We start from the raw sequence: 20,344 nt of genomic DNA on the forward strand, positions 1-20,344 counted from the left end.
CCCCAAGAAGCCCCGAGAAGCCCCAAGAAGCCCCGAAGGAAAGCGCATGTCATCCGCACCCCGGTCAGCCGTACTCGCCGTGTCCGCACTGCTGCTGCTCGCGGCCTGCGGCACGGCCTCCGAGAGACCCGCGACCGGCGCCGCCGCCGCGGCCGTGGCCGCCGAGGCGGCGCCGGACGGCTTGAAGATCAACACAAGCCCGCGGCAGGACCGGATCCGGACCGCGAAGGTGGACGCGATCGCCGCGGAGGTTCCCGCCGCCGTCCGGGCCAGGGGAGAGTTCCTGGTCGGCACCTCGACGTTCGAGCCGCCGCTGTCCTTCGTCGCCGACGACAACGTCACGCCGATCGGGGTGGAGGAGGACATCGCCTCCCTCGTCGCCGACGTGCTCGGCCTCAAGTTGCACATCGAGCCCACCTCGTGGGAGAACCTGTTCCTCGCGGTCAGGTCCGGCAAGTACGCGGCCGGGTTCTCCAACGTCACCGTGACCGAGGAGCGCAAGGACGTCTACGACTTCGCGACGTACCGGCTGGACCAGCTCGCCTGGGAGGTGCCGAAGGACAGCCCCGTCACCTCGATCACCAAGCCGGCCGACGTCGCCGGGCTCACCGTGGCCGTGGGATCCGGCACCAACCAGGAGAAGATCCTGCTGAGCTGGGACAGGCAGAACCGCGCCGCCGGGCTGAAGCCCGTCCAGATCCAGTACTACAAGCAGGCGGCCGACACCTACCTGGCCCTCAGGTCCGGCCGGATCCAGGCGTACTTCGCGCCCAACCCCACCTCCGCGTACCACGCCGCGGTGAGCGGTGAAACCAAGATCGTCGGCACCTACTCCGGTGCGGGCCCCACGCTCCAGGGGCTCATCGCCGCCATGACCCAGAAGGGCAACGGCCTGGCCAAGCCGATCAGCGACGCCCTCAACGCCCTGATCAAGGACGGCTCCTACGGCAAGGTCCTCGCCCGCTGGGGCCTGTCCACCGAGGCCGTCGCCGAATCCCAGGTCAACCCGCCCGGCCTGCCCCGCGAGCAGTAGGCACCCCGTCCCGTCCCGCCGGTGTCCGTCAGGAGGGTCTCGTGGCGGGGGCGACCGCCGCCGGCGGCCGGTTCGGCGGCCCGGAGGCGGGGGAGGACGTACTCGCCGACCCGGTACGCCTCCTCGAGGTGGGGCCAGCCGGACAGGACGAACTCGCCGACGCCCAGCGCCGCGTACTCGCGGAGCAGCGCGGCGACCTCGTCGTAGGAGCCGACGAGGGCGGTTCCGGCGCCCTCGCGCACCAGGCCGACGCCGGCCCACAGACCCGGGTGGATCTCCAGTTCGCGCGTGTCCCCGCGGTGCAGGTCGACCATGCGGCGCTGTCCCACCGAGTCGTAGCGGGCGAAACGCCGCTGTGCCTCGGCGACGCGCGCCGGGTCCATCCCGGCCAGCAGCCGCTCCGCCTCGGCCCAGGCCTCGGCGCCGGTGTCGCGGGCGATGACGTGGACGCGCAGGCCGTACCGCAACTCGCGGCCCGCCGACGCCGTGAGGTCGCGCAGCCGGGCGATCCTCTCTCCGATCGCCGATGGCGGTTCCCCCCACATGAGGGCCACGTCGGCGTGGCGGGCGGCGACCCGTTCGGCGGCGGGGGAGGCGCCGCCGAAGTAGACGTCCGGCGCCGGGTCGAGCGGCTCGGCGAGCCCGCCTCCCTCGACGCGGTAGTGCTCGCCGTGGTGGTCGAAGGGGGTGCCCGCCCAGGCGCGGCGCAGCACGTCGAGGAACTCGCCGGTCCTCGCGTAGCGGGCGTCGTGGCCGAGGAAGTCGCCGTACGCGCGCTGCTCGACCGGATCTCCGCCCGTGACGACGTTCAGCAGCAGCCGCCCGCCGGAGACGTCCTGGAACGACTGCGCCTGCTGGGCCAGCAGGGTGGGCAGGGCGTACCCGGTGCGGAAGGCGACCAGCGTCTTGAGGCGCTCGGTGTGCTGGGTCAGCGCGGCGCACACGATCCAGGGGTCCGGGCAGCCCGCGCCGACGGGGGTGAGCGCGGCCTCGAACCCGGCGTGCTCGGCGGCTCTGGCCACCTGCGTCAGGTACGCGACGGTGGCGGGACGCGCGGCGGGGCGGAAGCCGTCGGTGGTCATGATGGCGGAACGGACGTCGTGGCCGTCGCCGGTCGTCGGCAGGAACCAGTGGAAGCGCATCAGGTCACCTCGTCAGCGGATGAGGACCGGCGTACGGCATCGATCGAAAACCACGTCAAACAGACCGATTTAGTAGGGAATGCTACCGGATTCGCCTGGTGACGGTGACCGTCCTCTGATCTTCCCCGAGCGTGTGTCGCGAACGTATCGGGAAGCGCATACGCCGCCGCAACGGCCCGGCCTCTTCAGTGGGAGCGATACGCGGCGCGTCGCTGAGAGCGCCGGTTCCCCACCGGAGAGGACCGTGTGAATGGACTCGGATTCGGTACGTGATGTCGGCCGGCGGCAGCTGGTCAAGTGGAGCGGTCTGGCGGCCGCCGGTGTGGTCGCGGCCGGCGGAGCGCCGGGAACGGCCACGCCGCCTCGGCACCGGCCGGGTCGTCCCACGGCGGCCCAGGACGGGCGCGACCGGATCCCGCCGGGCACCCTGCCCGGCGGAGCCTACGACCGGTACGTGGCCCGGCTCGCCGCCGAGGGCAGGTTCTCCGGCGTGGTGCTGCTGTCACACCGGGGCCGGACGGTGCTGTCCCGCGGCTACGGCATGGCCGACGAGAAGAGGAGGATCCGCAACCGCGAGGACACGGCGTTCGCCCTCAGTTCGGCGGGCAAGCCGTTCCACGCGGTGGCCATCCTGCAGCTGGCCCAGCAGGGCAGGCTGAAGCTGACGGACACGGTGGGCACCCACCTGAAGGGCTTCGCCGAGGACATCGCCGATCAGGTGACCATCCACCACCTGCTGTCCGGCACCTCCGGGCTGGACATGCCCGAAGAGGACGTGCGACGCGTCTTCCGGAGCCGGGACGAGGTGCACGAGTATCACGAGCGGCGGGTCCGGCAGGCGAGACTGACAGGCGTCCCGGGCCTTCCCGGCACCGGCCACCAGGAGGCGGAGACCACCATCCCCGCGCTGATCGTGGAGGCCGTGTCCGGCGCGACGTACTGGGACTACGTCCAGGAGAACATCTTCAGGCGCTGCGGCATGACCGGCTCGGCGTTCCACACCAGGCCGCAGTGGCTCACCGGCGGGCACATCGCCCACCCGTACATGGAGGTGGCCGGCGGCGGCGTCGTGGACGCCCTCGGCAACCTGGACAAGGGCAGCCCGTACCCGTACATCCTGGGCAAGAACCCGGGCCGCGCCTTCATCGACGCCCCCGGGGACGGCGGCTTCGCCACGGCGCCGGATCTGGCCCGGTTCGCGCGGGCGCTGAGCGACGGCACGGTGCTGGACCGGCCCTGGGCCGACGTGCTCACCGCGGCCAAGACCCCCCTCGGGCCGGCGTCGTTCGCCGCCTACGGGATCGCGATCGACATCGTCGAAGGCCAGTGGGCGTACCAGCGTTCCGGCGGCAACCCCGGTGTCGGGGCCAACTGGAGCATCTACCCCGACACCGGCTGGGTGGGCGTCATCCTCACCAACCACGACGGCGCGCCGCTGGTCGACATCATCGGGCAGGAGCTGCGGGCCGTCACCGGGGCCTCGCCCGGCGGCGGGACGGGCGGCTGAGGCGCTCGCCCGTGACACGGCCCGGAGCGGCGTGAGCCGTGATCCGCGGGCGTGGGCCCGCCGGAGAAGGACGTGAGTGTGCGGGGCTTCGCGCGGCGGGGCCCCGGTCACCAGGCGCCGGACGACGTGTATCGCGGACGTATGCGGAATCGCATACGCCACCGCAACGGCCCTCCGTCTCCAATGGAGGCATGAACCACCACGCATCCCCGTCAGCGTCGCCCCGCCGCACGAGCCGGATCGTGCTCGCCGGCCTGGCGATCCTCGGCCTGGCGAGCGCCGTGTTCGCCGTGCGGCGGCCGCTCGTGATGACCGCTCCGGCATGCCTGGCCGGACGGTGGCACGGCTGCCTCGACACGGAGAACGGCGTGCTGCTCATGATGCTGGCCGGGCTGCCGGCGGCCGCTCTGGTGACGTGGGGTCTGGCGCTCCTCCGGCAGGCCGCCGGCGTCACCTCGGCGTGGCGGAGGTCGCTGGCCGAGGTGGGGATGGTCTACGGGACGGTGCCGTTCGTGTGGCTCACCCTGATGCCGGGCCCGGGGGCCGGCACCGTCCCCGGCCGGGTGAGCCTGATCCCGCTGCGGGACCTGGTCACGATGGGGCCGATCGGGATCGGCGGCAACCTGCTGATCTTCGCGGCGCTGGGGTTCTTCGCGCCGCTGCGCTTCGCGGCGCTGGCGTCCGTGCCGCGGATCCTGGCGCTCGGGGCGGGCTGCTCGGCCGTGGTCGAGACCCTGCAGTACGTCCTGCGGCTCGACCGGGTGTCGTCCGTGGACGACGTGCTGGTCAACGCCGCAGGCGCCGTGCTCTTCGGGCTCGTGTCGCGCCGCTGGTGGCGCCCGGAGGCGTCACCGGACCGGCCTCGCCCCGCGCCGGCACCGGCGCCCGCACCGGCAGACTGAGCCGTATGCGCGTGCTGATAGTGGAGGACGAGCCCTACCTGGCCGAAGCCGTTCGCGACGGTCTGCGGCTGGAGGCGATCGCCGCCGACATCGCCGGCGACGGCGACGCGGCCCTGGAACTGCTCAGCGTCAACTCCTACGACATCGCGGTCCTCGACCGCGACATTCCCGGCCCTTCCGGCGACGAGGTCGCCCGGCACATCGTCGCCTCCGGCAGCGGTATCCCGATCCTCATGCTCACCGCCGCCGACCGGATCGACGACAAGGCCTCCGGGTTCGGGCTCGGCGCCGACGACTACCTCACCAAACCGTTCGAGCTCCGGGAGCTCGTCCTGCGGCTGAGGGCGCTCGACCGCAGACGCGCGTACGCCCGGCCCCCGGTTCGCGAGATCGCGGGCCTGCGGCTCGACCCCTTCCGCCGGGAGGTGTTCCGCGGCGGACGCTACGTCGCGCTCACCCGCAAACAGTTCGCCGTGCTGGAAGTCCTCGTCGCCGCCGAGGGCGGGATCGTCAGCGCCGAGGAGCTGCTGGAACGGGCCTGGGACGAGAACGCCGACCCCCTCACCAACGCCGTGCGCATCACCGTCTCCGCGCTGCGCAAACGGCTCGGCGAACCATGGGTCATCGCCACGGTGCCCGGTGTCGGCTATCGGATCGACACCGGCATCGCCACGGGGACGGGCCCCGGCAGCACGCATGGATAGGCGCCCAGGGCTCAGCACCCGGCTGAAACTCACCCTCAGCTACGCCGGATTCCTCCTGCTCGCCGGCGCCCTCCTGCTGGCGGTGGTGTGGGTGTTCCTGCTGCGCTACGTGCCCGACGGCGCGCTCGGCACCGGGCCGGGGGCCGCCCCGCCCGGGGCGGCGCCCCTGCGGTTCATCCCCAACCGCACCGACCTCCAGCGCGCCTTCGTCCCCCGCGCGGGCCAGGCACTGGCCTTTCTGCTGACGTTCGGCCTGCTGGGCGGATGGCTCCTCGCCGGCCGGATGCTCGCACCGCTCACCCAGATCACGGACGCGGCCCGGCGGACGACCGCGAACGGGTCGCTGTCCCACCGGATCCGCATGAAGGGCCGCCGGGACGAGTTCCGGGAGCTCTCCGACGCGTTCGACTCGATGCTCGACCGGCTCGAGTCCCACGTCGCCGAGCAGCGGAGGTTCGCCGCGAACGCCTCCCACGAACTGCGCACCCCGCTGGCGATCTCGCGGACGCTCCTCGACGTGGCCCGCCGGGACCCCACGCGGGACCGGGACGAACTCCTCGACCGCCTGCACACCGTCAACCAGCGGGCGATCGACCTCACCGCGGCCCTCCTGCTGCTCAGCCGCGGCGACCGCGGCGACTTCACCCGGGGGAGCGTCGACCTCTCCCTCGCGGCCGAGGAGGCCGCCGAGACGCTGCTTCCGCTCGCCGAACAACGCCGGATCACGCTGAACGTCACCGGCGGGGCGGCCCGGACCGAGGGCTCCGCCGAGCTCCTGGCGCGGATGGTGACGAACCTCGTCCAGAACGCGATCGTCCACAACCTCCCCGCCGGCGGCACCGTGACGGTCCACACCGAGGCGTACGGCGGCACCAGCCTGCTGCGGGTCGAGAACACGGGCCGCCCGCTCCCGCCGGAACTGATTCCGACCCTCACCGAACCCTTCCAGCGCGGAACGGAACGCGTGCGCACCGACGAGCACGCCGGCGCCGGTCTCGGCCTGGCCATCGTGCACAGCGTCGTCCGCGCCCACAACGGGACCCTCGATCTCGCTCCCGGCCCCCACGGCGGGCTCCTCGTCACCGTACGGCTTCCCGGCGCGCCGTAGGCACGGCCGCCCGGTTCGCCCCCGGCCGCTGCCGCGGGGCCGTGCCACTCGTCGTCACCGGACCGCCGCTCCTCGCGGAAAGGCCGGAATCCCCGGCGAAAGCGTGTTGACAGATTACCCTAGTTTTCCTACTTTATTTATAGGTATTGAGCGCCGACGCCAAGCCCCGGCTCGTCGGCCGGCAACCCTCGCACCGCGCGGGGTGCCCCGGGGAAAACCTGGCGGCGTGGCAGTCGCGCCGCAAGCGCGGGCCCCATCGGGGCTCCTGGTCATGGGGGCGTGCGCGGCACGCTCTCCGGGAGGCGGCATGGCCACTCACGGGGAGTTTCGGGCGGGCACAGGCCGGGACACGCCGCCTCCCCACTCCGCCGTCCCCTCTTGAACGCCGTTCCCTCTTGAACGCCGTCCCGTCTTGAACACCGAAAGGCTCTCCCCGATGTCCACGAACACGCGCTTATCCATCGGCGTCTCGCTTCTGGGGGTCCTCGCCCTCGCCGCCTGCGGCACGACAGGCAAGGACACCGCGGCGGGCAAGGCCCCCGCCGGGCCGGTCAAGGGCGGCACGCTGACGTTCGCCGTCAACACCGAGCCCTCCACCTGCCTCGATCCCCATCAGAGCCCCGCCGACGTGGCCGGCCTGTTCACCCGGCCCGCCCTGGACTCGCTCGTGTCGCTCGACACCGAGGGCAAGATCCACCCCTGGCTCGCCACCAAGTGGACCGTCTCGCCCGACCAGAAGACCTACACCTTCACCCTGCGCGACGGCGTGAAGTTCTCCGACGGCACGCCCTTCGACGCGGCGGCGGTCAAGGCCAACCTCGACCACATCGTGAACCCCGCCACGAAGTCGCAGCTCGCCGCGGGATACATCGAGCCGTACAAGGGCAGCGAGGTCGTCGACCCGCACACGGTGAAGGTCCACTTCAGCAGGCCGTACTCGCCGTTCCTGTCCGCCCTCGCCACCGCGTACTTCGGCATCGAGTCGCCGCGGTCGCTGAAGCAGCCGCAGGACGCGCTGTGCAAGAAGGTCGTCGGGTCCGGGCCGTTCGTGATCGACGAGTACGTGGTGCAGAAGGGCATCACCTACCACCGCAACCCCGGCTACTCCTGGGCGCCGGAGGGCGCCGGGCACACCGGGGAGGCGTACCTGGACAAGCTGGAGATCAAGGTCATCACCGAGGACTCCGTCCGGCTCGGCGCGCTGACCAGCGGGCAGGTCGACGGGATCGCCAGCGTGCCGCCGGTGAACGTCAAGCAGGTGCAGGGCGACCCCCGGCTGACCGTCACCACGCGGCAGGCGCCGGGCGGCAACTACAACTTCTACCCGAACACGACCTCCGGGCCGTTCGCCGACAAGCGGGTCCGGCAGGCGTTCCGCGACGGCATCGACTTCGCGACGATCGTCAAGAACCTCTACTTCGGGGCGTTCCAGCCCGCGGCGGGCCCCATCTCCCCGTCGACCGACGGGTACGACAAGACGCTCGAAGGAAAGACGAAGTACGACCCCGCGGCGGCCGCCCGGCTGCTGGACGAGGCCGGCTGGTCGGGGAAGGACGCCGAGGGCTACCGGACCAAGGACGGCAGGCGGCTGACGATCCGCTGGGGGTTCCTCAAGGCGTTCGCGCGTGAGCAGCGCGACACGCTGGCCGAGCAGATCCAGGCCGAGGCCAAGAAGATCGGCTTCGAGATCCAGTTCGTCTCCGGCACGGTCAACGAATGGCTGGAGAAGTATCCCAAGGGCGACTACGACCTCATCGACTTCAGCTGGCAGCGCGCCGACGGCGACACCCTGCGCAACCTGTTCGACACCTCCGCCATCCCCACGGCCGCCAAGTTCGGGCAGAACGCCGCCCGCCTGTCCGACAAGGACGTCGACGGCTGGCTGAGCGACGCGCTGGACACGACCGACCAGGCCAAGCGGGCCGAGCTGTACGCCAAGGTGCAGCAGCGGGTCACCGACGAGGCCGCGGTCTTCCCGGTGTACGTGTTCAACTACCTGCTCGGGACCGGCAAGAAGGCCCACGGCATCGGCTGGGAGCCGCAGGCGTACCCGACCTTCTACGGCGCCTGGGTCGAGCAGGCATGACCGCCGTCGCCGTACCGGCCACCCGGGCCCGCGCCCGGGTGGTCCGCCCGGTGCTGGTGCGGCTGGGCACGTCCGTCCTGGTGCTGTGGGGCGCGGTGACGGTCGCGTTCGCCGGCCTCCACCTCACCCCGGGCAACGTCGTCGACCTGCTCATCGGCAGCAGCACCGTCACACCCGAGGTCCGCGCCCGGATCATCGCCGACTACGGGCTGGACCGGCCGCTGCCCGCCCAGTACGCCGCCTACCTGGGCCGGGTGCTGCACGGCGACCTGGGCCAGTCGTACCAGCTGCACCAGTCGGTCGCCTCGGCGATCGGCGAGCAGGTCGGCTCGTCCGTCCAGCTCATGCTCTCGTCGTTCGTCCTGGCGGTCGTGGTCTCGGTCACGGTCGCGGTGCTGACCGCGGGCCGCCGGTGGGCGCGGGCGGTGTTCTCCGGCATCGAGCTGGTCGGCATCTCCATCCCGTCGTTCTGGGCCGGGATCCTGCTGCTCACCGTCTTCTCGTTCGGGCTGGGGATCTTCCCCGCCACCGGCGGGGACGGCCTGGAGAGCCTGGTCCTGCCGTCCGTCGCGATGGCGATCCCGGTCGTCGCGACGCTGAGCCAGGTGCTGCGCGAGGGACTGGAGCTCACGCTGGAGGAGCCGTTCGTGCTCACCGCCCGCTCGCGCGGCATGTCCGACCTGGGCGTGCGCCTGCGGCACGCGCTGCGGCACGCCCTGCTGCCCACGGTCACCCTGGCCGGGTGGATGGTCAGCTTCCTGTTCGGCGGGGCCGTGATCATCGAGTCGGTCTTCTCCCGGCAGGGCATCGGGCGGCTGACCCTCGCGGCCGTCGGCAACAAGGACCTGCCGGTCGTGATGGGCGTGGTGCTGATCGCCTCGCTGCTCTACGTCGTCATCAACATCCTGCTCGACCTGCTCTACCTGGCCATCGACCCGCGACTGCGAGGTGCCTGAGTGACCACGTCCACCCTTGCCGCACCCGCCGTGGTCGTGGGGCGCGGACGGCGGCGCCGGGTGCCGCGGGCCGGCGTCTGGGCCGCCTCCGCGTTCCTGCTGGCCGTGACCGTGGTCGCGGTGGCGCCCGGCCTGGTCGCGCACGGCTCGCCCGACCTCACCGACGCCGTCGCGGCGCTCCGGCCACCGGGCGGCGGGCACCCGCTCGGCACCGACGCCAACGGGCGCGACATCTTCACCCGGATCGTGTACGGAACGAGGCCGTCGGTGCTGGCCGGGCTGGCCGCCACCGCGATCGCGGTGACCGGCGGCACCCTCGTCGGGCTGCTGGCCGCGCTCGGCGGCCGGGTGCTCGACGAGGCCGCCATGCGCCTCGTCGACATCCTGCTCTCGCTGCCGGGACTGCTGCTGGCCCTGCTGGTCATCGCCGTCGTCGGCCCGGGGACGCTCAACGCGGTCTTCGCCATCGCCGCCTACACGCTGCCCGGCTACGCGCGCCTGGTCCGCGCCCAGACCATGGTCATCCGCAGGTCCGGGTACGTCGAGGCGGCCGTCTCACTCGGGCTGACCAGGGCCGGGATCGTCACACGGCACGTGCTGCCGAACGCGTTCGCGCCGCTGCTGGTGGTGGCCACGATCGAGGTGGGCACCGCGCTGGTCGCGGCGTCGTCGCTCAGCTTCCTCGGGCTCGGCCCGAAGCCGCCCGCCCCGGAGTGGGGGGCGATGCTGTCGGCCGGGCGCGACTACTTCTCCGTCGCCTGGTGGGTCGCGGTCTTCCCGGGGCTGGCCATCACGCTCACCGTCCTTTCCGTCACGGTCGTCGGCCGCCATCTGCAGCGGCGCGTCGAAGGGAGACCGTCGTGACCGAACAGCGGGTCACCCCGATCGTCGAGGTGTCCGATCTGCGGGTCTCGTTCGGCCAGGTCGAGGCCGTCCGCTCGATCTCCTTCACGGTGAGCCCGGGGGAGTGCGTCGCCATCGTGGGGGAGTCGGGCTCGGGCAAGAGCGTCACCGCCCGCACGCTGATCGGGCTGACCGGCCCCGGCGCCGAGATCACCGCCCGGTCGCTCGTGGTGGCCGGCCGCGACGTCACGGCGTACGGCGAACGGCAGTGGCGGGCGGTGCGGGGCGGCGAGGTCGGCTACGTCCTGCAGGACGCGCTGGTCTCGCTCGACCCGCTGCGCCCGGTCGGCAGGGAGATCGCCGAGACCCTGCGGCTGCACCGGACCGTGCCGCGCGCGGACGTGCGGCGGCGGGTGGTCGAACTGCTGGCCGAGGTGGGGGTGCCGGAGCCGGAACTGCGGGCCGCGCAGTATCCGCACCAGCTCTCCGGCGGGCTGCGGCAGCGGGCTCTGATCGCCTCGGCGGTCGCCTGCGCGCCCCGGCTGCTGATCGCCGACGAGCCGACCACCGCCCTGGACGTCACCGTGCAGGCGCAGATCCTGCGGCTGCTGGCCGAGCGCCGGCGGGCCGGGGCGGGACTGCTGCTGATCAGCCACGACCTCGCCGTGGTGGCCGAGCTCGCCGACCGGGTGCTGGTGATGAAGGACGGCGTGGTCGTCGAGGAGGGCGCCACCCGGGACGTGCTGGGCGCCCCCCGGCACGCCTACACCCGCCGGCTGCTGGCCGCGGTGCCCTCCGCGCACGGCAGGGGCACCCGGCTCACCGTGCCCGAGGACGGCTCGGCGCCGCGTCCGGCGCCGGCCGTGCTGCCCGGCGGGGTGGTGGTCAGGGCGTCCGGGCTGGCCAAGTCGTTCACCGGGCCGGACGGGCTGCCCCGGGCGGCCGTCGACGGGGTGTCGTTCGAGCTGCGGGCCGGGGAGACGCTCGGGCTCGTCGGCGAGTCGGGCTCGGGCAAGACCACGACGGCCCGCCTGGTGCTGGGGCTGGTGGAACCCGACGCGGGCGAGGTGGAGGTCGACGGGAGGTCCTGGCGGGGGCTGGGGCCCGCGGGGCGCCGCGCCCTGCGGCGGCACATCCAGGTGATCTACCAGGACCCGCTGAGCTCCTTCGACCCCCGCTTCACCGTACGGCGGATCCTCGGCGAGGCGCTCGCCGTGGGCGGCGAGCCGCGCCGGACCCGGCGCGACCGGGCCGTCGAGCTGCTCGCGCGGGTCGGCCTGGACGAGTCGATCCTGGACCGCAGGCCGCTGCGCCTGTCGGGCGGGCAGCGGCAGCGGGTGGCGATCGCCCGGGCGCTGGCCCCCCGGCCCCAGGTGATCGTCTGCGACGAGCCGGTCTCCGCGCTGGACGTGTCGATCCAGGCGCAGGTGCTCGACCTGCTCGCCGACCTGCAGGCCGAGCTCGGCGTGGCCTACCTGTTCATCTCCCACGACCTCGGCGTGATCCACCACGTCAGCGACCGGGTACTGGTGATGAAGGACGGCCGGGTGGTGGAGTCCGGCGACGTCCGAAAGATCTTCACCGAACCGGCCGCGCCGTACACGCGGGAGCTTCTGGCCGCGATCCCCCGGCTGGACCGGACACCCCGGCCGGACGAGGAACCGCAACCGGACCAGACGGCCCGGCTCGATCATCGGGCGCACGACCGGGAGGCCGTGGCATGACGTACGACATCGCGATCGTCGGGGCGGGCGTGCACGGCGCGGCCGCCGCGTTCCACCTCGCCCGGCGCGGCGTCTCCGTCGCCGTGTTCGACCGGGGCCCGGTCTCGGGCGGCCCCACCGGGCGGTCGGGCGGCATCTGCCGGGCCTACTACACCGACCCGTTCCTGGCGGAGACGGCACGCGACGGCATCGCCTTCCTCGCCGGCTTCGAGGAGCGCACCGGCGGGCACCAGTCGGGGTTCCGCCGGACCGGCGCGTTCTACCTGCACGGTCCCGGCGACGCCGGGGCGGCCGCCGAGACCGCCGCGCGGCTCGGCGAGCTCGGCGTCCGCAGCGAGCTGGTCGGCGCCGGGGCGCTGCCCGCCCGGCTGCCCGGCCTGGACCTCGACGGCGTCGCCGTAGCCGTCTGGGAGGCGGACGCCGGGTACGCCGACCCGTACGCTGCGACGGTCGGGCTGGCCGCCGCGGCGCGGCGGCACGGCGCGGTGTTCCACCCGCACCGCCCGGTCGTCGCGCTCGCCGAGGAGAGCCGCGGGGCGGCGGTGACCACCTCCGACGGCGTGGTCCACCGGGCCGGGCGGCTGCTCGTGGCCGCCGGGCCGTGGACCGCCGCCCTGTTGCGGCCGCTCGGCGTGGACCTGCCGCTGACCGTGGAGCGGCACGTCGTGGCGGTCTCCGAGCACGACCCCGCCGACGCCGGCGGGCTCGTGCCGCACGTCCTGATCGACCTGCCCGGCGGCTACTACACGACCCCGCAGCCCCGCACGCAGTACCTCACCGGCGGGGTCGTCCCGGCCTCCGCGGCCGATCCGGACGACGTCCCGGGCCCGCGTCCCGACGAGCTGGGGGCGCTCGCCGCGGCCTCCGCCGTACGCTCCGCGGCCCGCCGCCGCGCCCGGGTGACCGGCGGCTGGGCCTCGCTGTACGACGTGAGCCCCGACTGGCAGCCGGTCACGGGCCAGGTCGGCGAGCACGTCTACGTCGACGCCGGCACCAGCGGTCACGGTTTCAAGCTCGCGCCCGCCTGGGGCGACCACGTCGCCCGGCTGCTGCTCGGCGACCCCGATCCCCGCCTCGCCACCTTCGGCCCCGGCCGCTTCGCCACCGGCGCGAAGCTGGCCGCCGGGTTCGGGACGGCCAGGATCCTCGGCTGACATCCACGACAAGGAGCCAACCCCCATGACCACCCACGCGCCCGCCCAGACGCCCGCCCACGCGCCCGCGTACGCGAGCCCCGCCGACGTCGCCGCCCACGGGCCGTACGGACCGGGCCGGACCGACCGGCCGGGACCCCTCTATCCGTTCCAGGGCCGGATCACCGCCGGCGGGTCCGGCGAGTACCCCGCCGAGCCCGGCCGCTACCACCTGTACGTCTCCTACACCTGCCCGTGGGCGCAGCGCGTCGCCATCGTGCGCGACCTCGCCGGGCTGCGGGACGTCGTGTCGCTGTCATACGTGGACGACGACCGGGACGCGCGCGGGTGGGCGTTCCGCGAGCGGCGCGGCCCCGACCCGGTCAACGGCTTCACGCTCCTGTCCGAGGCCTACGACGCCACGGAGCCCGGATATCCGGGCCACATCTCGGTGCCGGTGGTGTGGGACCGGCGGACGAACCGGATCGTCAGCAACGACTACGCGGTGATCCCCGCCGACCTCGGCACCGCGTTCGCCGAGTGGGCCGGCTCGGGCGTGGACCTCTACCCGGCGGACCTGCGGGACGAGATCGAGGCGCTGGACGAGGAGATCGCCCGTGACCTCGGCCAGGGCGTGAACCTGGTCGCCAGGGCCTCCACGCAGGAGGAGTACGAGTGGCGGCGGGAGCAGGTCACCGGCGCGCTGGACCGGCTCGACGCCCGCCTGGCCGACCGGCGGTACCTGTTCGGCGACCGCCTCACCGAGTCCGACGTGCAGCTGTGGGTGGTGCTGGTCCGGTTCGACCTGCTGCACAACCCGCTGGCCGGGATCGGCGAGCGGCCGCTGACCGGCTACCCCAACCTCTGGGCGTACGCCAGGGACCTGTACGGCATCCCGGCGTTCCGCGAGACGACCGACTTCGCCGCGTTCCGGCTGCCCGGCAGGCCCGCCGGCTCCGGCGGCGGGCCGGTGCGGATCGAGGTCGCGCCGCACGAGGCGGACTGGGCCGAGCCGCACGGCCGCGAGGCGCTCGCCGGGGAGCACGTGTGAGCATCGCGGCGTCCGGAGACGCCGGGGCCGGGGTCTCCGGAGGCGCCGGGGCCGGGCCGCCGGCGGCCGCGGTGCGCTGGGGGGTCACGCTGCCGCTGGCGGGGCTCGGGCTGCACCGGCACCGGGAGATCGTCGAGGCGCTGCCCTCCCTGGGCTACGGCGACGTGTGGACCGGGGAGGGCGGCGGTTACGACGGCCTCACCGCGCTGACCGCGGCCCTGGCCTGGTCGCCGGGCCTGCGGGCGGGCACGGGCGTCCTGCCGGCCCAGACCCGGGGCCCCGGCGTGCTCGCCCAGACGGCCGCCTCCATGGCCGAGCTGGGCCAGGCCGAGGTGCTGCTCGGCATCGGCTCGTCCGTCCCCGCCCACGTCACCGCGCTGAACGGCCGCCCGCACGGACGGCCGTACGCGCACGTGCGGGACCTGCTGCGGTTCCTGCGCCGGGCCTTCGACGGGGAGCACGTCGTGGAGACGTACGAGACCTTCTCGATCGACTTCGAGCTCCGGCGGCGTCCCCCGGTGCGGCCGAAGGTCATCGTGGGCGCGCTGCGGCCCGGCATGCTGAAGCTGGCCTTCACCGAGGGGGACGGCGCGATCACCAACGTGCTGGCCGCCCACGAGGTGCCGAGGATCGTCGAGGCCGCCGGGCCGCCCGCCGACGGGCAGGAACTGGTCGTCAAGATCTTCGTGACGCCGACGGACGACGCGGCGTACGCCCGGGCGGCCGGACGCGCCTTCCTCGGCTGGATCCTCAACCAGCCGCCCTACCGCGCGTTCCACGACTGGCTCGGCCGGGGCGACGCGCTGGCCGCGTCGCGGGCCGCCTGGGACGCGGGGGACCGGCGGGGCGCGGCCGAGGCGCTCCCGGACTCGGTCGTGGACGAGCTGTGGGTGCACGGCTCGCCGGAGGAGTGCCGCGCCCACATCGCGCGGTACCTGCACCCCGGCGTCACCGCGGTCGAGCTCCACGTCACCCCGTCCCCGGAGCTGGACGCGGCCCCCGGCGCCCTGCCGGAGGTGCTGGCCGCCCTGCGGGTCCCGGACGACCACGCCGCGTCCCCGGGACGGAGCTGACCCGCGGATTTGTTAGGGTGCGCGGATGCCCTCCCAGCGCACCCTGCTGCCGCGCTCGACCCCGGCCGCCTCGGGGATGTCGTCCCGCGCGGTCGCCGCGCTGCTGGACCGGCTGGAAGCGCGATCCGTCGAGTGCCACTCCGTCATGGTCGTGCACCACGGTCACGTCGTCGCCGAAGGCTGGTGGGCGCCGTACTCGGCCGGACGCCCGCACCTCCTCTACTCGCTGACCAAGTCGTTCACCTCGGTCGCCGTGGGGCTCGCGATCGCCGACGGGCTGCTCGCGCCGGACGACCGGGTGGTGGACGTGCTGCCCGGCCACGTTCCGGCCGGCATTTCGGAGCAGGCACGCCGCCTCACCGTTCACCACCTGCTGTCCATGACGGCCGGACACCGCACGGACAGCCTCGCCCAGGCCTGGGAACTGGAGCCGGGCGACCTGGTGAAGGGCTTCCTGCGCGTGCCGTTCGCTGAAGCCGAGGGAACCCGGCACACCTACGACAACACGACCACCTTCGTCCTGGCCCGGATGGTGGAACGGGTCACGGGCCGCGGTCTCCCGGAACTGCTCGACGAGCGCCTCTTCGGGCCGATGGGCGTGGACCACGCCGAATGGGACCGGGTGGCGAGCGGTGCCGCCTTCGGATTCCACGGACTGCACCTCACGACCGAGGCCGTCGCCGCCTTCGGTGAGCTGCTGCTGCGCGGAGGCCTCTGGGGCGACCGGCGGCTCGTCCCGCGCGAATGGGTGGAGCTCGCGACCGGACGGCACGTCGACACCCTGCCGTTCGAGGACGGATCGGGGGACGCCGACTACCTCTGCGGTTACGGTTACCAGTTCTGGATGTCGCGTCACGGATACCACGGTGACGGCTCCTTCGGCCAGCAGTGCGTGGTCGTGCCGTCGCACGATCTCGTGGTCGCCGTGACCGGGGCCCATAGGCAGGCGCAGGCGGTGCTCGACGCGATATGGGAGTGCCTGCTCCCCGGCACGGACCACGCGGGAAGCGCCGGGGACGACGAGATCCTCGCCGACCGGCTGCGGCGGCTGTCACTCGCGCCGGTGCCGGGTGCGGCCGCCCCGGAGCGCTCCGCCGAGGCGAGACTCGACGCCTCCGCCGAGGGTTCGGCCCTGCCCGGCGGAACCACGGTGATCGTCGATCCGGTGGACGGTGGATGGCTCCTGCGATTCGGGTCGTTCCTCGCCGTCGAGGCCGGCCACGGCGAATGGCGGGAGAGCTCGCCGCTCGGCCGCCCCGTCGTCGCGACCGGCGCCTGGCAGGGCGACACGTTCGTCGCCGACCTCTACGTCGTCACCACTCCGCACCGGGTCCGGCTGGTGGTCGACGCGGGCGCGGGGACGGCGGTGGCGACGTGGAACATCGTGCCCCTGACCAGCCCCGATCTGGTGTCGCATCTGCGGTCGCCGCTGATGACGCGGCCCGACGTGGCGTAGGAGGCGCCGGCCGGGCTCCACGTCCCGAGGCCGCGGCCGGCGACCCCGGTGCTCAGACGCCGGCGTCCGCCCACGCCTCGGCGAGGAGGTCCTGAGAGCGGACGCGGTCGGCGTGGTCGTGCGTGATCGTGGTCACCAGGAGCTCGTCGGCGCCGGTCGCCTCCTTCAGCACGCGCAGCCCCTCCACCACCTTCTCGGGGGTGCCCGCGAACCGGGTGTCCACCCGGTCCGCGACGAGTGCCCGGTCCTCCTCGCTCCACTCGTGCGCGTACGCCTCCTCGGGAGAGGGATACCGGACGGCGCCCCCGCCGGACCGGATGCTCCGCACCCACAGCCCGTACGGCTCGCCCGCGCGGCGGGCCTCCTCCTCGGTGGGCGCGACCAGGACGTCGGCGGACACCATGACGTGCGGCTCGGGATAGTCCCGGGACGGCTTGAAGGCGTCGCGGTAGGCCTCGACCGCCTCCAGCACGGTGGCCGGGCTCACGTGGTAGTTCGCCGCGAAGGGCAGCCCGCGCTCGGCCGCGACCTGCGCGCTCTGGCCGCCGCTGCTGCCCAGGACCCACAGCTCCACCTCGGCGCCCTCCCCGGGCTGGGCGTGCGCCTCCTGCCCCTCGTCGGAGCGGTAGCGGCCGGCGAGCAGCGCGATGATCTCGTCGACCTGGACGGCGAAGTCGGGCGTCCGCGCGCCGGGCTGCTGCAGCAGCGCGCCGGCCAGGGCGAACAGCGGGTGCTTGGCGAGTGCGGCGAACGAGAACGGCGGCGGGATCAGCAGGCCCCGGACCGTCCGCGCCCCCGGGGCAGGCGGGTCGGTGGGCTGAGGATCGGCGGGCTGGGGCACGTCCGGCGGGGTGGTGAGCAGCTCCCGGGCGCGCTGGCCGGAGCGGCCGAGGCCCAGGTCGATGCGGCCGGGATGCAGCGCGTCCAGGGTGCCGAACTGCTCCACCACGGTGAGCGGGGTCTGGTGGCCGAGCTGGACCGCGCCGGAGCCGACCCGGATGCGGCGGGTGGCCGCGGCCACCGCGCCGATGAGGACCGCGGGCGCGGAGCTCGCCACGCCGGGGGTGAGGTGGTGCTCGGCCAGCCAGTAGCGGTGGTATCCGGCGTCCTCGGCCCGGCGGGCGAGGTCGACGGTGTTGCGCAGGGCGTCCCGCGCGGTGGCTCCGGAGGAGATCGGAGCGAGGTCGAGAACAGACAGGCGGGTCATGCGGGTCCTCCGGTGGGGAACGGCCTGCTGGGGATCTCCGCGCGCAGGACGGGAGCGATCTCGCTCTGGAACAGTTCGAGCGACGCCCGGTGCTGCGCGCCGGTCAGCCCGTCGGCCTCCGCCTGCACGTGCAACACCTCGTGGCCGAGCCGCTCGTGGTAGCGGTGCACCTTGTCGATGATCTGCTGGGGACTGCCGACGAGGATGGAGCTGCGTTCGACGGCGTCCTCCAGCGTGTGGAACACCGGGTCGAGCCCATGCTTCTCCAGGAACGCCACCCTGGCGTCGAAGATGGGCCGGTAGGTCTCGACGGCGTCCTGCGATCTCGGCGTGGCGTAGTAGCCCGCGCTGCCCGCTCCCACCAGCGCGCCGGCCGGGTCGTGGCCGTAGTGCTCCCACCGCTCCCGGTAGTACCGCACCAGTTCCGCGTACGGCTCGACGGGATTGGTGACGTTGGCGGAGAAGAGGGGGTCGCCGTATCGGGCGGCGAGGTCCACCGACTCCCTGCTGGTGGCGCTGCCGTGCCAGACCCGCACCGGCCGCTGGAGCGGCCGGGGGAGCACCTCGGCCTCGGCCAGGGGCGGTCGGAAGCGGCCGGACCAGGTCACCCGGTCCTCCCGCCAGAGCCGCCGGAAGAGCTCGTAGCCCTCGCGGTTGCGGTCCCACTGGTCCTCTCCGGTGACGTGGAACAGCTCCGCCTGGGCGGTGCCGTTGCCCTTGCCGATCATCAGCTCCAGGCGCCCGCCGGACAGGTGGTCGAGGGTCGAGTAGTCCTCGAACGCCCGCACGGGGTCGAGGAGGCTGAGCGTGGTCACCGCGGTGAACAACCTGATCCGGCGGGTCAGTGCCGCGACGTGGCTCAGCACCACGGGCGGGGACGAGGACAGGAACGGCCGCTCGTGCCGTTCCCCGAAGGCGAAGCCGTCGAAGCCCAGTTCCTCGGCGAGCACCGCGCTCGCCACGATCTCGCGGAAGCGCTCCGTCGGAGACCTGAGCTCGCCGGTCAGCGGATGCGGCAGGTGGAACCCGAGCGTCATGGCCAGGAACTTCACGCCCGGACCACCTCCCCGCCCGCGAGCCGCGCAGGACCGCCCGGAGCGGTGACGCCGCTCACGACGCCGTCGCGTAGCGGTTGGCGGGGCGCTGCAGGCCGAGCCGCCCGCGCAGGTCCCCGGTGTCGTACGCGGTGCGGAACGCGCCCGCCGCCCGCAGTTCGGGCACCAGGCCCCTGGTGATGGCCACCAGGTCGCGGGGCAGCTCGCCCGGCCGGAGGCGGAATCCGTCCAGCCCCGCCTCCCGCCAGCTCAGCAGCAGGCGGGCGAGCGCCTCCGGGGTGCCGGTGAAGATGTGGGCGTCCGAGACGAACTCGCCCCCGTCGAGGTCGTCGAGCCGCGCCTTCCGGTCGGCCGCGCCGCCGGTCTCCAGGAAGACCACCAGGTCCGCGAAGATCTTCAACGGCGGCCCGGCCCGGCCGGTCGCGGCCTCCGCGGCGCGCACCTGCTCGACGATCGCGAAGGCGTCCTCCCGGTCCCGCGGCGTGACGTACACGACGTCGGAGGCCCGGGCGGCGAACTCGTACGGCTGCCTGTCGTGGGCGAGGGAGGTGACCAGCGGCTGCCCCTGCGGCGGGCGCGGCGTGATCGAGGGACCCTTCACGCTGAACCAGGCGCCGCGGAAGTCGATGTAGTGCAGCTTGTCGCGGTCGACGAACCGGCCGGTCGCGACGTCCCTGATCTCGGCGTCGTCCTCCCAGCTGTCCCACAGGCGGCGGACCACCTCCACCGCGTCGGCGGCCTCGCCGAGCAGGTCCGCCACGTGCCGGGCGAAAGCGGGATCGGCGCGGTCGGAGAAGTCCAGCGGAGGCAGGACCCGGCGGCCGAAGTGCGCGGCGTGGTCGGGGCGGCCCGAGACCTGGGGCCGCCAGCCGGCCCGGCCGCCGCTGATGTGATCGAGGGAGGCGATGCCGATCGCGACGTGGAACGGCTCGGTGTGGGTCGTGCCGGTGGCCGGCACGAGGCCGATCCGCGAGGTCAGCGGTGCGACGCCGGAGGCGATCAGCACCGCGTCGAGCCGTCCGCGCACCTGGTCGAGCCGCTCGTCGGGTTCGTTCAGGCGGGTCGACTGCAGGCCGAGCGCGTCTTCGAAGGTGACGAAGTCGAGCAGGCCGCGCTCGGCCTCCGCGGCGAGGTCCGCCCAGTAGGCGAGGGTGAACAGCCGGTCCGGTCGCGCGCCCTCGGCCCGCCAGGCGGCCGGGTGCCAGCCGGCCCCGTCCAGTGCGACGGCGAGGTGCAGGGTCACTAGGGCACCATCCTTACTGCGGGGCCCGCGTAGGGTCTTGTGGAAGGGACTCGGCGGGAGCCGGGGTGACGGCCCTGTTCGGTCGCCTGTGAAAGGCCTCGATGACACCGCCGCCCCCGGT

At 73.7% G+C, this 20,344-nt stretch carries 17 protein-coding genes and 1 riboswitch; of the genes, 13 read left to right on the forward strand and 4 right to left on the reverse strand.

Going from position 1 to position 20,344, the window contains the following annotated elements; translation table 11 throughout:
* Positions 1–46 precede the first annotated feature (46 nt).
* Positions 47–1,033, forward strand: coding sequence for an ABC transporter substrate-binding protein (locus HHX33_RS22445; RefSeq protein ID WP_182876331.1), 987 nt, complete (start codon positions 47–49; stop codon positions 1,031–1,033).
* Here the strand turns inward: HHX33_RS22445 and HHX33_RS22450 are convergent.
* The gene (locus HHX33_RS22450) at positions 943–2,175 is read right to left on the reverse strand and encodes an LLM class flavin-dependent oxidoreductase (protein ID WP_182876332.1); all 1,233 of its coding nucleotides are present in this window, start codon (positions 2,173–2,175) and stop codon (positions 943–945) included. The two genes, HHX33_RS22445 and HHX33_RS22450, sit on opposite strands and share 91 nt — an antisense overlap.
* Positions 2,176–2,425: 250 nt before the next feature.
* On the opposite strand from HHX33_RS22450, the gene HHX33_RS22455 reads away from it, so the two are divergent.
* From HHX33_RS22455 to HHX33_RS22510, 12 genes are all read left to right on the forward strand, one after another.
* Positions 2,426–3,682, forward strand: coding sequence for a serine hydrolase domain-containing protein (locus tag HHX33_RS22455; RefSeq protein WP_182876333.1), 1,257 nt, complete (start codon positions 2,426–2,428; stop codon positions 3,680–3,682).
* Positions 3,683–3,873: 191 nt separating this feature from the next.
* On the forward strand, positions 3,874–4,584 hold the full coding sequence (locus HHX33_RS22460; RefSeq protein ID WP_182876334.1) for a VanZ family protein: 711 nt from the start codon (positions 3,874–3,876) through the stop codon (positions 4,582–4,584).
* A gap of 5 nt (positions 4,585–4,589) precedes the next feature.
* The gene (locus tag HHX33_RS22465; protein WP_182876335.1) at positions 4,590–5,288 is read left to right on the forward strand and encodes a response regulator transcription factor; all 699 of its coding nucleotides are present in this window, start codon (positions 4,590–4,592) and stop codon (positions 5,286–5,288) included.
* Positions 5,281–6,396, forward strand: coding sequence for a sensor histidine kinase (locus tag HHX33_RS22470; protein ID WP_182876336.1), 1,116 nt, complete (start codon positions 5,281–5,283; stop codon positions 6,394–6,396). The genes HHX33_RS22465 and HHX33_RS22470 overlap by 8 nt, the downstream gene beginning before the upstream one ends.
* 142 nt (positions 6,397–6,538) lie before the next feature.
* Positions 6,539–6,649: riboswitch (SAM riboswitch) on the forward strand.
* A 183-nt stretch (positions 6,650–6,832) separates the two neighbouring features.
* Positions 6,833–8,482, forward strand: coding sequence for an ABC transporter substrate-binding protein (locus HHX33_RS22475; RefSeq protein WP_182876337.1), 1,650 nt, complete (start codon positions 6,833–6,835; stop codon positions 8,480–8,482).
* The gene (locus HHX33_RS22480; RefSeq protein ID WP_182876338.1) at positions 8,479–9,438 is read left to right on the forward strand and encodes an ABC transporter permease; all 960 of its coding nucleotides are present in this window, start codon (positions 8,479–8,481) and stop codon (positions 9,436–9,438) included. The genes HHX33_RS22475 and HHX33_RS22480 overlap by 4 nt, the downstream gene beginning before the upstream one ends.
* Positions 9,439–10,302: an ABC transporter permease gene (locus HHX33_RS22485; RefSeq protein ID WP_182876339.1), complete on the forward strand. Its 864-nt coding sequence runs from the start codon at positions 9,439–9,441 to the stop codon at positions 10,300–10,302.
* Positions 10,299–12,005: a dipeptide ABC transporter ATP-binding protein gene (locus HHX33_RS22490; RefSeq protein ID WP_182876340.1), complete on the forward strand. Its 1,707-nt coding sequence runs from the start codon at positions 10,299–10,301 to the stop codon at positions 12,003–12,005. The genes HHX33_RS22485 and HHX33_RS22490 overlap by 4 nt, the downstream gene beginning before the upstream one ends.
* On the forward strand, positions 12,002–13,159 hold the full coding sequence (locus HHX33_RS22495) for an NAD(P)/FAD-dependent oxidoreductase (RefSeq protein ID WP_182876341.1): 1,158 nt from the start codon (positions 12,002–12,004) through the stop codon (positions 13,157–13,159). Before HHX33_RS22490 ends, HHX33_RS22495 begins: the two co-directional genes overlap by 4 nt.
* A 25-nt stretch (positions 13,160–13,184) precedes the next feature.
* Positions 13,185–14,189, forward strand: coding sequence for a glutathione S-transferase C-terminal domain-containing protein (locus HHX33_RS22500; protein ID WP_182876342.1), 1,005 nt, complete (start codon positions 13,185–13,187; stop codon positions 14,187–14,189).
* Entirely contained in the window at positions 14,186–15,262 is a 1,077-nt protein-coding gene (locus HHX33_RS22505; RefSeq protein WP_220502076.1) for an LLM class F420-dependent oxidoreductase, read from the forward strand. The genes HHX33_RS22500 and HHX33_RS22505 overlap by 4 nt, the downstream gene beginning before the upstream one ends.
* 25 nt (positions 15,263–15,287) lie before the next feature.
* The gene (locus tag HHX33_RS22510) at positions 15,288–16,718 is read left to right on the forward strand and encodes a serine hydrolase domain-containing protein (protein WP_182876343.1); all 1,431 of its coding nucleotides are present in this window, start codon (positions 15,288–15,290) and stop codon (positions 16,716–16,718) included.
* 52 nt (positions 16,719–16,770) lie between these two features.
* Here HHX33_RS22510 and HHX33_RS22515 read toward each other — a convergent pair whose 3' ends face one another.
* Genes HHX33_RS22515 through HHX33_RS22525 form a run of 3 tightly spaced genes read right to left on the reverse strand, consistent with a single transcriptional unit; the run spans position 16,771 to position 20,223 of the window.
* On the reverse strand, positions 16,771–17,925 hold the full coding sequence (locus tag HHX33_RS22515; RefSeq protein WP_182876344.1) for an LLM class flavin-dependent oxidoreductase: 1,155 nt from the start codon (positions 17,923–17,925) through the stop codon (positions 16,771–16,773).
* Positions 17,922–18,977: an LLM class flavin-dependent oxidoreductase gene (locus HHX33_RS22520; RefSeq protein ID WP_182876345.1), complete on the reverse strand. Its 1,056-nt coding sequence runs from the start codon at positions 18,975–18,977 to the stop codon at positions 17,922–17,924. The genes HHX33_RS22515 and HHX33_RS22520 overlap by 4 nt, the downstream gene beginning before the upstream one ends.
* 58 nt (positions 18,978–19,035) lie before the next feature.
* The gene (locus HHX33_RS22525) at positions 19,036–20,223 is read right to left on the reverse strand and encodes an LLM class flavin-dependent oxidoreductase (protein WP_182876346.1); all 1,188 of its coding nucleotides are present in this window, start codon (positions 20,221–20,223) and stop codon (positions 19,036–19,038) included.
* Positions 20,224–20,344: the final 121 nt, after the last annotated feature.

It is taken from the genome of Microbispora sp. H10670 (assembly GCF_014161385.1).
Lineage (GTDB): Bacteria > Actinomycetota > Actinomycetes > Streptosporangiales > Streptosporangiaceae > Microbispora > Microbispora triticiradicis.

Coding starts and splice junctions, on each gene's coding strand:
- HHX33_RS22445 (WP_182876331.1), top strand. CDS start 47: ATGTCATCCGCACCCCGGTCAGCCGTACTCGCCGTGTCCGCACTGCTG.
- HHX33_RS22450 (WP_182876332.1), bottom strand. CDS start 2,175: ATGCGCTTCCACTGGTTCCTGCCGACGACCGGCGACGGCCACGACGTC.
- HHX33_RS22455 (WP_182876333.1), top strand. CDS start 2,426: ATGGACTCGGATTCGGTACGTGATGTCGGCCGGCGGCAGCTGGTCAAG.
- HHX33_RS22460 (WP_182876334.1), top strand. CDS start 3,874: ATGAACCACCACGCATCCCCGTCAGCGTCGCCCCGCCGCACGAGCCGG.
- HHX33_RS22465 (WP_182876335.1), top strand. CDS start 4,590: ATGCGCGTGCTGATAGTGGAGGACGAGCCCTACCTGGCCGAAGCCGTT.
- HHX33_RS22470 (WP_182876336.1), top strand. CDS start 5,281: ATGGATAGGCGCCCAGGGCTCAGCACCCGGCTGAAACTCACCCTCAGC.
- HHX33_RS22475 (WP_182876337.1), top strand. CDS start 6,833: ATGTCCACGAACACGCGCTTATCCATCGGCGTCTCGCTTCTGGGGGTC.
- HHX33_RS22480 (WP_182876338.1), top strand. CDS start 8,479: ATGACCGCCGTCGCCGTACCGGCCACCCGGGCCCGCGCCCGGGTGGTC.
- HHX33_RS22495 (WP_182876341.1), top strand. CDS start 12,002: ATGACGTACGACATCGCGATCGTCGGGGCGGGCGTGCACGGCGCGGCC.
- HHX33_RS22500 (WP_182876342.1), top strand. CDS start 13,185: ATGACCACCCACGCGCCCGCCCAGACGCCCGCCCACGCGCCCGCGTAC.
- HHX33_RS22510 (WP_182876343.1), top strand. CDS start 15,288: ATGCCCTCCCAGCGCACCCTGCTGCCGCGCTCGACCCCGGCCGCCTCG.
- HHX33_RS22515 (WP_182876344.1), bottom strand. CDS start 17,925: ATGACCCGCCTGTCTGTTCTCGACCTCGCTCCGATCTCCTCCGGAGCC.